General features: G+C 66.5%; 10 protein-coding genes. 9 read left to right on the top strand and 1 reads right to left on the bottom strand.

From position 1 onward, the window contains the following. The 3 genes from EL255_RS00805 (at position 1) to hslU (ending at position 2,939) form a co-directional block, all read left to right on the top strand. Positions 1-810: an SPOR domain-containing protein gene (locus EL255_RS00805; RefSeq protein WP_042654389.1), complete on the top strand. Its 810-nt coding sequence runs from the start codon at positions 1-3 to the stop codon at positions 808-810. Between the two features lie 189 nt (positions 811-999). Beyond that, positions 1,000-1,548, top strand: coding sequence for an ATP-dependent protease subunit HslV (gene hslV / locus EL255_RS00800; protein WP_042654390.1), 549 nt, complete (start codon positions 1,000-1,002; stop codon positions 1,546-1,548). Between the two features lie 62 nt (positions 1,549-1,610). After that, complete coding sequence (hslU, locus tag EL255_RS00795) at positions 1,611-2,939, top strand: ATP-dependent protease ATPase subunit HslU (protein ID WP_042654391.1); 1,329 nt, start codon at positions 1,611-1,613, stop codon at positions 2,937-2,939. Between the two features lie 74 nt (positions 2,940-3,013). Here the strand turns inward: hslU and EL255_RS00790 are convergent, their stop codons facing one another. Then, entirely contained in the window at positions 3,014-4,420 is a 1,407-nt protein-coding gene (locus tag EL255_RS00790) for an MFS transporter (protein WP_408608792.1), read from the bottom strand. 179 nt (positions 4,421-4,599) lie between these two features. Here EL255_RS00790 and EL255_RS00785 point away from each other — a divergent pair, with 179 nt between their 5' ends. The 6 genes from EL255_RS00785 to mgtE all read left to right on the top strand — a co-directional run bounded on the left by EL255_RS00785 (position 4,600) and on the right by mgtE (position 12,620). Then, positions 4,600-5,520 carry a LysR family transcriptional regulator gene (locus EL255_RS00785; protein ID WP_042654393.1) on the top strand — a complete coding sequence of 307 codons (921 nt, stop codon included), beginning with the start codon at positions 4,600-4,602 and terminating at the stop codon, positions 5,518-5,520. A gap of 384 nt (positions 5,521-5,904) precedes the next feature. Next, complete coding sequence (gene nirB / locus EL255_RS00780; protein WP_042654394.1) at positions 5,905-8,451, top strand: nitrite reductase large subunit NirB; 2,547 nt, start codon at positions 5,905-5,907, stop codon at positions 8,449-8,451. Next, positions 8,451-8,768, top strand: a complete 318-nt coding sequence (nirD, locus tag EL255_RS00775; RefSeq protein ID WP_042654475.1) for a nitrite reductase small subunit NirD — start codon at positions 8,451-8,453, stop codon at positions 8,766-8,768. The genes nirB and nirD overlap by 1 nt, the downstream gene beginning before the upstream one ends. A 51-nt stretch (positions 8,769-8,819) precedes the next feature. Next, positions 8,820-9,632 (top strand): nitrite transporter NirC, encoded by an 813-nt coding sequence (nirC, locus tag EL255_RS00770; RefSeq protein ID WP_042654395.1) that lies wholly within the window; start codon positions 8,820-8,822, stop codon positions 9,630-9,632. A 12-nt stretch (positions 9,633-9,644) separates the two neighbouring features. Further along, the gene (gene cysG / locus EL255_RS00765) at positions 9,645-11,051 is read left to right on the top strand and encodes a siroheme synthase CysG (protein WP_042654396.1); all 1,407 of its coding nucleotides are present in this window, start codon (positions 9,645-9,647) and stop codon (positions 11,049-11,051) included. 144 nt (positions 11,052-11,195) lie between these two features. Further along, the gene (mgtE, locus tag EL255_RS00760) at positions 11,196-12,620 is read left to right on the top strand and encodes a magnesium transporter (RefSeq protein ID WP_042654397.1); all 1,425 of its coding nucleotides are present in this window, start codon (positions 11,196-11,198) and stop codon (positions 12,618-12,620) included. The last annotated feature ends 81 nt before the right edge of the window (positions 12,621-12,701 follow it).

Raw genomic sequence — 12,701 nt, 5'->3', positions numbered from 1 at the left:
ATGGCAACCCGGGATTACGTCGGCAACAGCCCGAGAAGACGGGCCGGTGGTCGTAACACCAAGAAAGCGGCACCTCGCCGCTTTCCTGTTATCCCGGCACTGCTGGCCGGGGCCCTGCTCGTCGGCTTCGGCGCCTTCCTCTACCTGATCAATGGCAAGGGCGCCGATGCCCCGACCATAGAGGAGCAGGTCAAGGCCAACAAGCCGAAGGCGCAGGGCAGTGGCCTGCCACAGGAGAAGTGGAGCTACATCGAGCGGCTGGAGAACAAGCAGGTGGACATCATGGAGCCGCCGCCCCAGCCGGGGGTGCCGCCACCGGCGCCCACCCTCACCCTGCAGCCCGAGAAACTGCCGCAGCCGGTACCGACCGACATCCCCCAACCGGGGACGCCCATCGGCCAGGTGCAGCCGTACCAGCCGCAACCGGTTCAGCCCGCCAAGCCGGCCCCCGTGGCCAGTGCCCAGGAGCAGGTGATCGACCGCAAGGCCGAGCTCGCGCGGATGGAGAAGGAGCTGCGGGCCGAGCAGGAGAAGGCCAAGGCGGCCGCGGCGCAGCAGACTGCGGCGGCAGACAGTGGTCGCTACATGATGCAGTGTGCCGCCCTGCGCTCACAGGATTCCGCCGAATCGCTCAAGGCGCGCATCGCCTTCGGCGCCGGCCTCTCCTCCAGCCTGCAGGTGGTGAATGGCGCCAACGGCACCGTCTACAAGGTGATGGTCGGCCCCTTCAGCGGCAAGCCCGCCGTCGATGCCGCCAACCGCAAGCTGCAAGGCGCCGGCATCAGCGGCTGTATCCCCAAGAAGGGCTGATACTCGTTCGCTCCAGACAGCAGGCAGGGCTCAACACCCTGCCTTCTTTTTATCCGCCGTTTGGCCTGCAGGCCATATGACGCCCTCTCTTATCCGCGCCATCGGCAGGGTTGAAAAACTCCGGCCTGACCCCCATCTTTCTTGCCATGCACAGTCAGGCCGTTTTTCGGCTCAAGCGAGGTAAGTAAAGTGACTACCATAGTTTCAGTCCGCCGCAACGGCCAAGTCGTGATCGGGGGGGATGGCCAGGTATCCCTCGGCAACACCGTCATGAAGGGTAACGCCCGCAAGGTTCATCGTCTCTATAACGGCAAGGTGCTGGCGGGCTTCGCCGGCGGTACCGCCGATGCCTTCACCCTGCTCGAGCGCTTCGAGGCCAAGCTGCAGGCCCACCAGGGCAATCTGGAGCGCGCCGCCGTGGCGCTGGCCAAAGACTGGCGCACCGATCGCGCCCTGCGCCGCCTCGAGGCCCTGCTGGCGGTCGCCGATGAGCACAAGTCCTTCATCATCACCGGCAACGGTGACGTGGTGCAGCCGGAGCATGATCTCATCGCCATCGGCTCGGGCGGCAACTTCGCCCAGTCGGCGGCCACCGCCTTGCTGGAGAACACCGAGCTGGATGCCAAGAGCATCGTCGAGAAGTCCCTCAAGATCGCCGGTGACATCTGCGTCTTCACCAACCAGCATCACACGGTTGAAGTGCTGGAGTACGCACCCAAAGAGACCGAGCCGAAGTAAGGCCCCTCTTTGCCAATTTGCAAGGGGTGGGCCCTGCCCGCCCCGGATACAGGAATGCCATCATGTCCGAGATGACCCCGAGAGAAATCGTTCACGAGCTGGACCGCCACATCATCGGCCAGGCCGATGCCAAGCGGGCGGTGGCCGTCGCCCTGCGTAACCGCTGGCGCCGGATGCAGCTCAGCGAGGAGATGCGCCACGAGGTGACGCCGAAGAACATCCTGATGATAGGCCCGACCGGTGTCGGCAAGACCGAGATCGCCCGCCGCCTCGCCAAGCTGGCCAACGCCCCCTTCATCAAGGTGGAAGCGACCAAGTTCACCGAGGTGGGCTACGTGGGCAAGGAAGTGGACAGCATCATCCGCGATCTGACCGATGTCGCCATCAAGCTGGTGCGCGAGACCGAGATGGAGAAGATGAAATACCGCGCCGAGGAAGCCGCCGAGGAGCGCATCCTCGACGCCCTGCTGCCCAACCCGCGCAACAGCTGGGGCGAGGAGGAGAAGGCCGACAACTCCAACACCCGCCAGGTGTTCCGCAAGAAACTGCGGGAAGGCCAGCTGGATGACAAGGAGATCGAACTCGAGCTCTCCGCCAGCCCCATGGGGGTCGACATCATGACCCCGCCGGGCATGGAAGAGATGGCGAACCAGCTGCAGGGCCTGTTCCAGAACCTGGGTCAGCAGCAGAAGAAGAAGCGCAAGATCAAGGTCAAGGAGGCCATGAAGGTGCTGATCGAGGAGGAGGCCGCCCGTCTGGTCAACCCGGAAGAGTTGAAGCAGAAGGCGATCCACGCGGTCGAGAACAACGGCATCGTCTTCCTCGACGAGATCGACAAGATCTGCAAGCGCGGTGAGAGCTCGGGCCCCGACGTCTCCCGCGAGGGGGTACAGCGGGATCTGCTGCCGCTGGTCGAGGGCTGCACCGTCAACACCAAGCACGGCATGGTGAAGACAGACCACATACTGTTCGTCGCCTCCGGCGCCTTCCAGGTGGCACGCCCGTCGGATCTCATCCCCGAGCTGCAGGGCCGTCTGCCGATCCGGGTCGAGCTGACCGCGCTGACCACCGAAGACTTCGAGCGCATCCTGACCGAACCGAACGCCTCCCTCACCGACCAGTACCAGGCGCTGATGGCGACCGAAGGGGTCAAGATCGAGTTCACCAAGGATGGTATCCGCCGCCTGGCCGAGGCCGCCTGGCAGGTCAACGAGCGCACCGAGAACATCGGCGCCCGCCGCCTGCACACCGTGATGGAGCGGCTGATGGAGGACATCTCCTACGATGCCTCCGAGCAGTCCGGCGCGACCTTCGTGATCGACGCCGACTACGTCAACGCCCACCTCGGCAAGCTGATCGAGGACGAGGATCTGAGCCGCTTTATCCTGTAAGGCCGACGCTATTACGCCCTAAAAACGCCTCCCGATGGAGGCGTTTTTTTATGCCTTATCGTTTCCTCGTCATCTCAATCTCGGCTCACCGCCAGTGCCCCCTCGAGGCGGCGTCCGACCAGCCAGAGTGCCCCGCCGATCAACAAGCCTGCCAGGGCAAAGCTGGCCTGCATGGCAAACGCCAGATCCGCCGCCATGGCCGTAGCCAGACTGTGCGTGCCGGCCAGGCTGGCAAACAGGCCACCGAGCCCGGCGGCCCCCGTCAGCTGGCCCAGATTGCGCGACAGGGTCAGCAAGCCGGCCACGGCCCCCCTCGTCTGCTCGCTCGCCGCCCCCACCAGGGCACTGTTGTTGGCAGTCTGGAACAGGGCATAGCCGGCGGTCAGCAGCAAGATGGGCAGCAGATAACCGAGCGGGCCCAGCCCGCTACTCAGGGTCGCCAGCCCGAGGGCCGCGCTCGCCATGGCCATCAGCCCCAGCCGCACCACAGGCCCGGCACCCAGCCTGTCCACCAGCCAGCCGGCGGGCATCCCCGTCAGGGCCGCCAGCAGCGGCCCGCCCGAGATCATGAACCCGACCGTCCCCAGATCGAGGCCGAACGCTCCCCGCAGGTAGAAGGGGCCGATCAGCAGGCTCGCCACCATCACGCTGGCCACCAGCGCACTGGCGAGCAGGCCGCCGCGCAGGCGGGACTCGGCCAGCAGCGCCAGCGGTAACAAGGGGGAGCAAGCGAGGCGCTCGTGGCGCACGAACAGCGCGGCGACGAGCAGCGCCCCCGCTCCCCAGCAGAGCGCCAGCACGCCCCCCGAGGTCAGCGCCAGCCCGTAGCAGAGCAGCGCCATCACCAGCATCAGCAGGCGCGCCAGGGGGATGCTTTCCTTTTTCGGCGGTGCACCCTCCGCAGGCAGGCCGAGCAGGCCGGCCCCCAGCGCCAGCAAACTGACGGGCACCAGCAGCAGGAAGGGCGCCTGCCAGCCGAACGCACCTATCAACAGGCCGCCGAACGAGGGGCCGAGGGCAGTGCCGCAGGCCGACAGGGTACCGAGCAGACCCATGCCCCAGCCACGGCGCGCCGGCCCCACCAGCTGCCCCACCATGGCCAGCGCGAGCACCAGCATGCAGGCCGCCCCGGCCCCCTGCAGGGCCCGCGCCGCGATCAGCCAGCCGAGGGAGGGCGCCAGGGCGCACAGCAGGGAGGCCAGCGCAAACAGCCCCAGGCCCCAGAGCAGCAGGCGACGCCGGCCGAGCCGGTCACCGAGCCGCCCGGCCACCACCGTCAGGCAGGTGAGCCCCAGCAGGTAGGCCACCAGCACCCACTGCACGCCGGCAAAGGGCACGGCAAACGCCTGCTCCAACGCCGGCAGCACCATGTTGGCCATGCTCCCCGCCAGCATGGGCAGCAGGGTGGCGAGCCCGAGCGCCAGCAGGCCGAGGCGGCGAGTCAGAGGGGGCGAAAGAACGATATTGTGTGGCATGGGCATGAGCTCCGGCGGACTAGGATGCCGACAAGGCTAGCCAGCAAGCTGAACCGGCGGAAGACGCACGACTTGCAGCTTATAGCTGCACGGCACGCCATATGAAGGCGCCCATTCTCGCGTATGATGAGGCGAGAGGCGTCGCCATGAGGCGGTCACCCTGAAGGCTCGGCGAGGCAAAGATCATGAGCACACCCGATTTCAATCTGCTGCTAACCCTGGAGGCGCTGCTCGATGAGGGCAGCGTGGCCGGCGCCGCCAGACGGCTGCGGCTCAGCCCCTCCGCCATGAGCCGGGCGCTGGCCCGGCTGCGCGCGACCACGGGGGATCCTCTGCTGGTGCGGGCCGGCCGGGGGCTGGTGCCCACCCCGCGCGCCCTGGTCCTGCGCGAGCAGGTCAGCCAGCTGGTGCAGGAGGCAGAGGCCGTGCTGCGCCCCCAGCAGGAGGTGGATCCGGCCAGCCTGGTGCGCACCTTCCGGCTGAGGGCCAGCGACGGTTTCGTGGAGAGCGTCGGGGCGGCCCTGCTGACCCGGCTCGCCACCGAGGCGCCCGGGGTGCGGCTGCATTTCATGGCCAAGCCCGACAAGGAGAGCCACGCCCTGCGCGGCGGTGAGCTGGATTTCGAGACCGGGGTGATCGGCGCCAACACGGCGCCCGAGCTGCACACCCAGGCGCTGTTCCAGGATCGCTTCGTCGCCGTGGTGCGCCCCGGTCATCCCCTGTGCGAAGGCCCCCTGACCGCCGCCCGCTATGCCGCCGCCCGCCACATCATGGTGTCACGCCGGGGGCAGGAGCACGGCCCCGTCGATGAGGCGCTCGCCGTCTTCAAGCTGGAGCGCACCATCACCACCCTGGTGCCGGGGTTTGCTACTGCGCTGGCGCTGGTGCGGGGCAGCGATCTGGTGGCCACGGTGCCCGCCCTGCACTGCGCCGCCCTGCACGCCGATCTGGTGACCCTGCCCCTGCCCTTCCCCTTGCCCAAAATCACCCTGGCCCTGCTCTGGCATCCCCGGCTGGATGCCGATCCGGCTCACCGCTGGCTGCGCCATCTCATCCGTGAGACCTGCGCCCGCGCGCCCTATCAAACGCCACAGCCGGCGCGCTGATCCCGGGGCAGCTCCCCGCGTGGGAGCGTGCGATAGACACCTCCTCGCCGAGGTGTTTTTTCATCATGGTTGGCGAGCCAGGCCACCCAGCCGAATGATGAAAGTGAACGAGCTGCGGCCCACGAACGAGCCGCCGGTCTATCGCCACCCTCCCCGCCTGACCGCCGACCCACCGACGGTGGCCGCAGCCCCCTATTGCCATTTGACACGCAACCAGCCTAATTGCACCACTGGTATACCTATTTATGCATAGCTTTCTATTTCACCAACTTACCTCTGAGGGGATATATAAATAGACACTTGATTTGCATCAATTGCCCGCCCCCCGTGACTGGGTAGCCTAACGCCAGAATGACGTTTTATTACTCCAAATCAGAGGCAATCATGAGCAAAGTCAGACTGGCCGTCATAGGGAACGGCATGGTGGGGCACCGCTTCATCGAAGAGTTGATCGAGCGGGCCGATCCGGGCCGGTTCGAGATCACCGTCTTCGGTGCAGAACCCCGTCCCGCCTACGATCGTGTCCATCTCTCCTCCTACTTCTCCCACCACACCAGCGAAGATCTCTCCCTCGTCAAACCCGGTTTCTACGAGAAGCACGGCATCCGTCTGCTGCTCGGCGAGGCGGTGAAAAAAATCGACAGGGCGGCCCGCGAGGTGCACTCCAACAAGGGCACAGTGGTCGGCTATGACAAGCTGGTGCTGGCCACCGGCTCCTACCCCTGGGTGCCGCCGATCCAGGGCAGCCAGCACCACGAGTGCTTCGTCTATCGCACCATCGAGGATCTGAAGGCCATCCGCAGCGCCGCCAAGAGCGGCAAGAGCGGCGTGGTGGTGGGTGGCGGTCTGCTCGGGCTGGAGGCGGCCGGTGCCCTCAAGGCGCTGGGCCTCGAGACCCACGTGGTGGAGTTCGCCCCTGTGCTGATGGCGGAGCAGCTCGACGGTCAGGGTGGCCAGCTGCTGCGCCGCAAGATCGAGTCCATGGGCGTGCAGGTGCACACCAGCAAGAGCACCAGCGAGATCCTGATGCACGGCGGCAAGGAGGCCAAACACCGCCTCGCCTTCGCCGACGGCAGCACGCTTGACGTGGATGTGGTGGTCTTCTCCACCGGCATACGTCCGCAGGACACCCTGGGCCGCTACTGTGAACTGGCCATAGCCCCGCGTGGCGGCGTCGTGGTCGACGATCACTGCCTCACCTCCGACCCCGACATCTATGCCATCGGCGAGTGCGCCGCCTGGCAAGGCCGCTTCTTCGGCCTGGTGGCACCGGGTTACAAGATGGCCCAGATCACGGTGGATCACCTGCTCGGCGGCGACAGCCGCTTCGAGGGGGCGGACATGAGCGCCAAGCTCAAGCTGCTCGGCGTCTCCGTCGGCTCCATCGGCGATGCCCACGGCCGCACGCCCGGCAGCCACAGCTATGTGTTCCAGGACGATCAGGCCGGGGTCTACAAGCGGATAGTGGTGAGCGAAGACAACAGTCGCCTGCTCGGCGCCGTGCTGGTCGGCGATGTGGATGACTACGGCAACCTGCTGCAGCTGATGCTCAACGTCATGCCGCTGCCATCCCACCCGGACACCCTGATCCTGCCCGCCTATGCCGGTGCCAAGCCGACCCTGGGGGTAGATGCCCTGCCGTCCACCGCCCAGATCTGCTCCTGCTTCGACGTCTCCAAGGGCGACATCGCCCAGGCGGTGGCCGAGGGTCACACCACGCTGGCCGCCATCAAGCAGCACACCAAGGCCGGGACCGGTTGCGGCGGCTGCGTGCCGCTCATCAGCCAGGTGCTCAACGCCGAGCTGGTGAAGCAGGGTATAGAGGTCAACAACCACCTCTGCGCCCACTTCCCCCACTCCCGCCAGGAGCTGTTCCACCTGGTCAAGGTGGAAGGGATCAAGAGCTTCGACGAGCTGCTGGCGAGGCACGGTCAGGGCTATGGCTGCGAGGTGTGCAAACCCACGGTCGGCTCCATCCTCGCCTCCTGCTGGAACGGCCATGTGCTGAGCCCGCAGAACACCCAGCTGCAGGACACCAACGACATCTTCCTCGGCAACATGCAGAAGGACGGCAGCTACTCCGTCATCCCGCGCATGGCCGGTGGCGAGGTGACCCCGGCAGGGCTGCTGGCGGTGGCCGAGGTGGCCCGCGACTACCAGCTCTACACCAAGATCACCGGCGCCCAGCGCATCGGCCTGTTCGGTGCCCAGAAGGATGATCTGCCCGCCATCTGGCGGAAATTGCTGGCCGCCGGCTTCGAGACCGGCCAGGCCTACGCCAAGGCACTGCGCATGGCCAAGACCTGCGTCGGCAGCACCTGGTGCCGCTTCGGCGTGCAGGACAGCGTCGGCCTCGGGGTCTTCCTCGAGAACCGCTACAAGGGCATTCGCACCCCGCACAAGATGAAGTTCGGTGTCTCCGGCTGTACCCGCGAATGTGCGGAAGCCCAGGGCAAGGATGTCGGCATTATCGCCACAGACGCGGGCTGGAACCTCTATGTGGGCGGCAACGGCGGCATGAAGCCGCGCCACGCCGATCTGCTGGCCTCAGACCTCGACCGCGAGACGCTGATCAAGCTGATCGACCGCTTCATGATGTTCTACGTCACCAGCGCCGACAAACTGCAGCGCACCTCGGTCTGGCTCGGCAACCTGGAAGGGGGCGTCGACTACCTGCGCGAGGTGATAGTCGACGACAAGCTGGGACTGAATGAGACCCTGGAACGTGACATCCAGGTGCTGATCGACGGCTACGAGTGCGAGTGGTCTCGCACCCTGAATGAAGAGGAGGCGCTCAAGCGTTTCAGCCACTTCATCAACAGCGGCAAACGCGACCCTGACGTGCAGTTCGTCCGCGAGCGTGACCAGCATAGGCCCGCCACCCCGGCGGAGCGCATCCCCGTCTACCAGATCGAGGTGGAAACCAAATGATGAAACTTGCCTGCCAACTCAACGACATACTGCCGGGAACCGGCGTCTGCGCTCTGCTCGAGGGGCGCCAGATCGCGCTGTTCCGCCCGAGCGCGGCGGCCGAGGTGTTCGCCATCGACAACCGGGATCCCTTCTTCGCCGCCAACGTGCTGTCGCGGGGCATCATCTGCGAACACGACGGCGCGCTCTGGGTGGCCAGCCCGCTCAAGAAGCAGCGCTTTCGCCTGAGCGACGGCCACTGCTTCGAAAACCCGGCCATGTCGGTGCAGAGCTACCCCGTTGAAGTGCGTGACCAGCAGGTCTGGGTCGCCGTCTAATCCCATACACATCAGGGCGGCCTGCGGGCGGCCCGTTTAAAGAGAACCAGCATGTATACCGACACCATCAACAAGTGCGCCGCCAACGCGGCCCGCATCAACCGCTTCGAGCGGGACGACAAACTCGGCTTCTGGCTGAGCTCCGCCATGGCGGGGGCCTATGTGGGCCTGGGCATCATCCTCATCTTCACCCTAGGCAACCTGGTGGATCCGGCCATCCGTCCGCTGGTGATGGGGGCCACCTTCGGCATCGCCCTGACCCTGGTGATCATCGCCGGCTCCGAGCTGTTCACCGGCCACACCATGTTCCTCACCTTCGGGGTGAAGGCGGGCAAGATCTCCATGGGGGACCTGCTGCGCATCCTGCCCCAGACCTGGGCCGGCAACCTGCTCGGCTCCATAGCGGTGGCGCTGATCTACTCCTACGGCGGCAGCCTGCTGCCGGACGCGGGCAGCCTGGCCCACAAGGTGGCGCTGGCCAAGACCCAGGCGCCGGCCCTGACCCTGTTCATGAAGGGGGTGCTGTGCAACTGGCTGGTCTGCCTCGCCATCTGGATGGCGCTGCGCACCGAGGGCGCGGCCAAGTTCATCGCCATCTGGTGGTGCCTGCTGGCCTTCATCGCCTCCGGTTATGAGCACTCGATCGCCAACATGACCCTGTTCGCCCTCTCCTGGTTCGGCGCCCACTCCGAGGCCTACACCCTGGGTGGCATAGGCCACAACCTGTTGTGGGTCACCCTCGGCAACACCGTCTCCGGCGCGATCTTCATGGGCCTCGGTTACTGGTATGCCACCCCCAAGGCGGAGCGCCCCGTCCCCGTGACCGACGCCAGCGCCACCGCCAGCCAGACCCAAACCGCCTGATCCGGAGGCCCCATGGACTACTTGCCCATCTTTTGCCGACTCGACAACAAACCCGTGCTGCTGGTTGGCGGCGGTGAGGTGGCGGAGCGCAAGGCGCGCCTGCTGCTGGACGCCGGCGCCCGACTGACGGTGGTCTCCCCAAAGCTCGACTCCGAGCTGGCGGGGCTGGCCGCCGACGGGACCATTGATTGGCTGGCCGGTGAATTCGAGCCGGCGCAGCTGACGGGCAAGTGGCTGGTGGTGGCCGCCACCGACAGGCGCGAGGTCAATGCGCTGGTCTACCAGAGCGCGAACCAGGCGGGCATCTTTGCCAACGTGGTGGACGATCCCAAACGCTCCAGCTTCATCATGCCGTCGATCATCGACAGATCGCCGCTGATGGTGGCCATCTCCTCCGGTGGCAAGGCCCCTGTGCTGGCCCGCTTGCTGCGCGAGAAGCTGGAGACCCTGCTGCCCCAGCACCTCGGCGCGGTGGCGGCCTTTGCCGGCGGCCTGAGAGACAGGGTCAAGGCCCGCTTCGCCAGCATGGGGGAGCGACGCCAGTTCTGGGAGCAGCTGCTCGGCGCCGACCGGCTCGGTCAGGCGCTGGCGCGCGGCGACAAGGCCGCCGCCAACCAGCTGGCCGACGCGCTCTTTGCCGAGGATGCCGCCGCCAAGGGCGAGGTGATCCTGGTGGGCGCCGGCCCCGGCGATCCCGGCCTGCTCACCCTGCACGCCCTGCGCCAGATGCAGCAGGCGGATGTGGTGGTCTATGACCGGCTGGTGTCGGACGAGGTGATGGCACTGGTGCGGCGCGATGCCAGACGCATCTTCGTCGGCAAGCAGGCGGGCAACCACTGCGTGCCCCAGGAGGGCATCAACCAACTCTTGCTGGAGGAAGCCAGGAAGGGGCTGCGGGTGGTGCGGCTGAAGGGTGGCGATCCCTTCATCTTCGGCCGGGGTGGCGAGGAGCTGGAGACGCTAGTCGGCAGCGGCGTGGGCTTCCAGGTGGTGCCGGGGATCACGGCGGCGAGCGGCTGCGCCGCCTACGCGGGCATCCCCCTCACCCACCGCGATCACGCCCAGAGCGTGCGCTTCGTCACCGCCCACGGCAAGGGCGGCGCCCAGGATCTCGACTGGCCCCTGCTGGCCCGGGATCGGCAGACCCTGGTGTTCTATATGGGGCTTTCATCCTGTGGGGTGATCCGTGAGCGACTGATGGCCCACGGCAAGGCCGGCGACACCCCGGTGGCGCTGATCGAGCGCGGCACCCAGCCGAGCCAGCGGGTCATCCGTGGCACCCTGGACCAGCTGCCCGAGCTGGCGGTCGGGGTCGAGAGCCCGGCCCTCATCATGGTCGGCTCTGTGGTGACCCTGGCCAGCAAGCTTGCCTGGTTCGGTCAGGCCAGCGACCCGCTGCAGACGATGGCATCCGCCTGATCCGGTGCCCAACTCCCCTGTATTGCAAGCGCCACCCTGAGGGTGGCGTTTTTTTACTGCATTTACAGTCATAACCTATTGTTTTGGGTCTGGTATCCTATGGGGCACGGCCATCCGGCCAACCGAATTCAGGAATCTTGTTGCATGTCTCTCCCCCCCAAGAACAGCGCCAAGCAGCGTGAACACGACAGATCCCGCATCCTCACGCTGCTGCTGGCCGACGATGCCCTCACCGACAGCCTGCTGGATCCGCAGGGGGTGCAGGACGCCGAGCTGCGGGATCAGACCAGCGAGCTGACGCGTCTGGTCAACAGCCTGCCGGCCGCCGACGTCGCCGATGCGCTGGAATCCCTGCCGCCGGACGAGCGCCACGTGCTCTGGCAGCAGGTGGACCCGGAGAGGCATGGCCAGATCCTGGTCGAGGCATCGGAGACGGTGTGGGACAGCCTGATCAGCGGCATGAGCGACAAGGCGCTGCTGCACGCCCTGCGCACCCTCGACATCGACGATCAGATCTACCTCGGCCAATACCTGCCCCGCAACCTGATGGGGCGGCTGCTCACCTCCATGGCCCCCGACCAGCGCGATCGGGTACGGGAGGTGATCCGCTACGGCAAGCACACGGTCGGCGCCATGATGGACTTCGAGCTGATCACGGTGCGGGCCGACATAAGCCTGGCGACGGTGCAACGCTACCTGCGCCAGCTCGGCAAGATCCCCACCAACACCGACAAGCTGTTCGTCACCGACAGGCGCAATCGGCTGCAGGGGGAGCTGCCGCTCACCACAGTGCTGCTGCACAAGCCCGATACCAAGGTGGGGGACGTGATGGAGCGCAACCCCGTCACCTTCGATCCGGAAGACAACGACGAGGCCGCGGCCCGCACCTTCGAGCGGGACGATCTCATCTCCGCCGCCGTGGTGGATGGCAAGGGCAAGCTGATGGGCCGGCTCACCGTCGCCGAGGTGGTGGATCTGGTCTATGAGGAGAGCGACACCGATCTGCGCCGCATGGGGGGGATCAGCGAGGATGAAGATGTGTTCGCCCCGGTCAGCAAGGCGGTCAAGACCCGCTGGGCCTGGCTCGCCCTCAACCTCTGCACCGCCTTCATGGCCTCGCGCGTCATCGGCCTGTTCGAGCACAGCATCTCGCAGCTGGTGGCGCTGGCGGCCCTGATGCCCATAGTCGCGGGCATAGGTGGCAACACCGGCAACCAGACCATCACCATGATAGTGCGGGCGCTGGCGCTGCAGCACATCCAGCCGGGCAACGTCTCCTTCCTGCTGTGGCGGGAGCTGGGGGTGGCGCTGATCAACGGCCTGGTGTGGGGCGGCACCATGGGAGTCGCCACCTACTTCCTCTATCAGGATGCGGCGCTGGGCGCCGTGATGACGCTCGCCATGATACTCAACCTGCTGGTCGCGGCCCTGATGGGGGTCATCATCCCCATGACCATGACCCGCCTCGGCCGGGATCCGGCGGTGGGGGCCAGCGTGATGATCACCGCCATCACCGACACCGGCGGCTTCTTCATCTTCCTCGGGCTGGCGACCCTGTTCCTGCTCTAGTGCCGGATCGGCGCCAATATGAAGGGGCCTGATGGCCCCTTTGTTTTTCGGCCGGGAGGGCGGGCTCATGCTCCCTGGCCC

The sequence above is a fragment of the Aeromonas encheleia genome, from assembly GCF_900637545.1.
Lineage (GTDB): Bacteria > Pseudomonadota > Gammaproteobacteria > Enterobacterales > Aeromonadaceae > Aeromonas > Aeromonas encheleia.
This window is presented reverse-complemented; position numbering and strand designations above follow the sequence as displayed.

Coding starts and splice junctions, on each gene's coding strand:
- EL255_RS00805 (WP_042654389.1), top strand. CDS start 1: ATGGCAACCCGGGATTACGTCGGCAACAGCCCGAGAAGACGGGCCGGT.
- hslU (WP_042654391.1), top strand. CDS start 1,611: ATGTCCGAGATGACCCCGAGAGAAATCGTTCACGAGCTGGACCGCCAC.
- EL255_RS00790 (WP_408608792.1), bottom strand. CDS start 4,420: ATGCCCATGCCACACAATATCGTTCTTTCGCCCCCTCTGACTCGCCGC.
- EL255_RS00785 (WP_042654393.1), top strand. CDS start 4,600: ATGAGCACACCCGATTTCAATCTGCTGCTAACCCTGGAGGCGCTGCTC.
- nirB (WP_042654394.1), top strand. CDS start 5,905: ATGAGCAAAGTCAGACTGGCCGTCATAGGGAACGGCATGGTGGGGCAC.
- nirD (WP_042654475.1), top strand. CDS start 8,451: ATGAAACTTGCCTGCCAACTCAACGACATACTGCCGGGAACCGGCGTC.
- nirC (WP_042654395.1), top strand. CDS start 8,820: ATGTATACCGACACCATCAACAAGTGCGCCGCCAACGCGGCCCGCATC.
- cysG (WP_042654396.1), top strand. CDS start 9,645: ATGGACTACTTGCCCATCTTTTGCCGACTCGACAACAAACCCGTGCTG.
- mgtE (WP_042654397.1), top strand. CDS start 11,196: ATGTCTCTCCCCCCCAAGAACAGCGCCAAGCAGCGTGAACACGACAGA.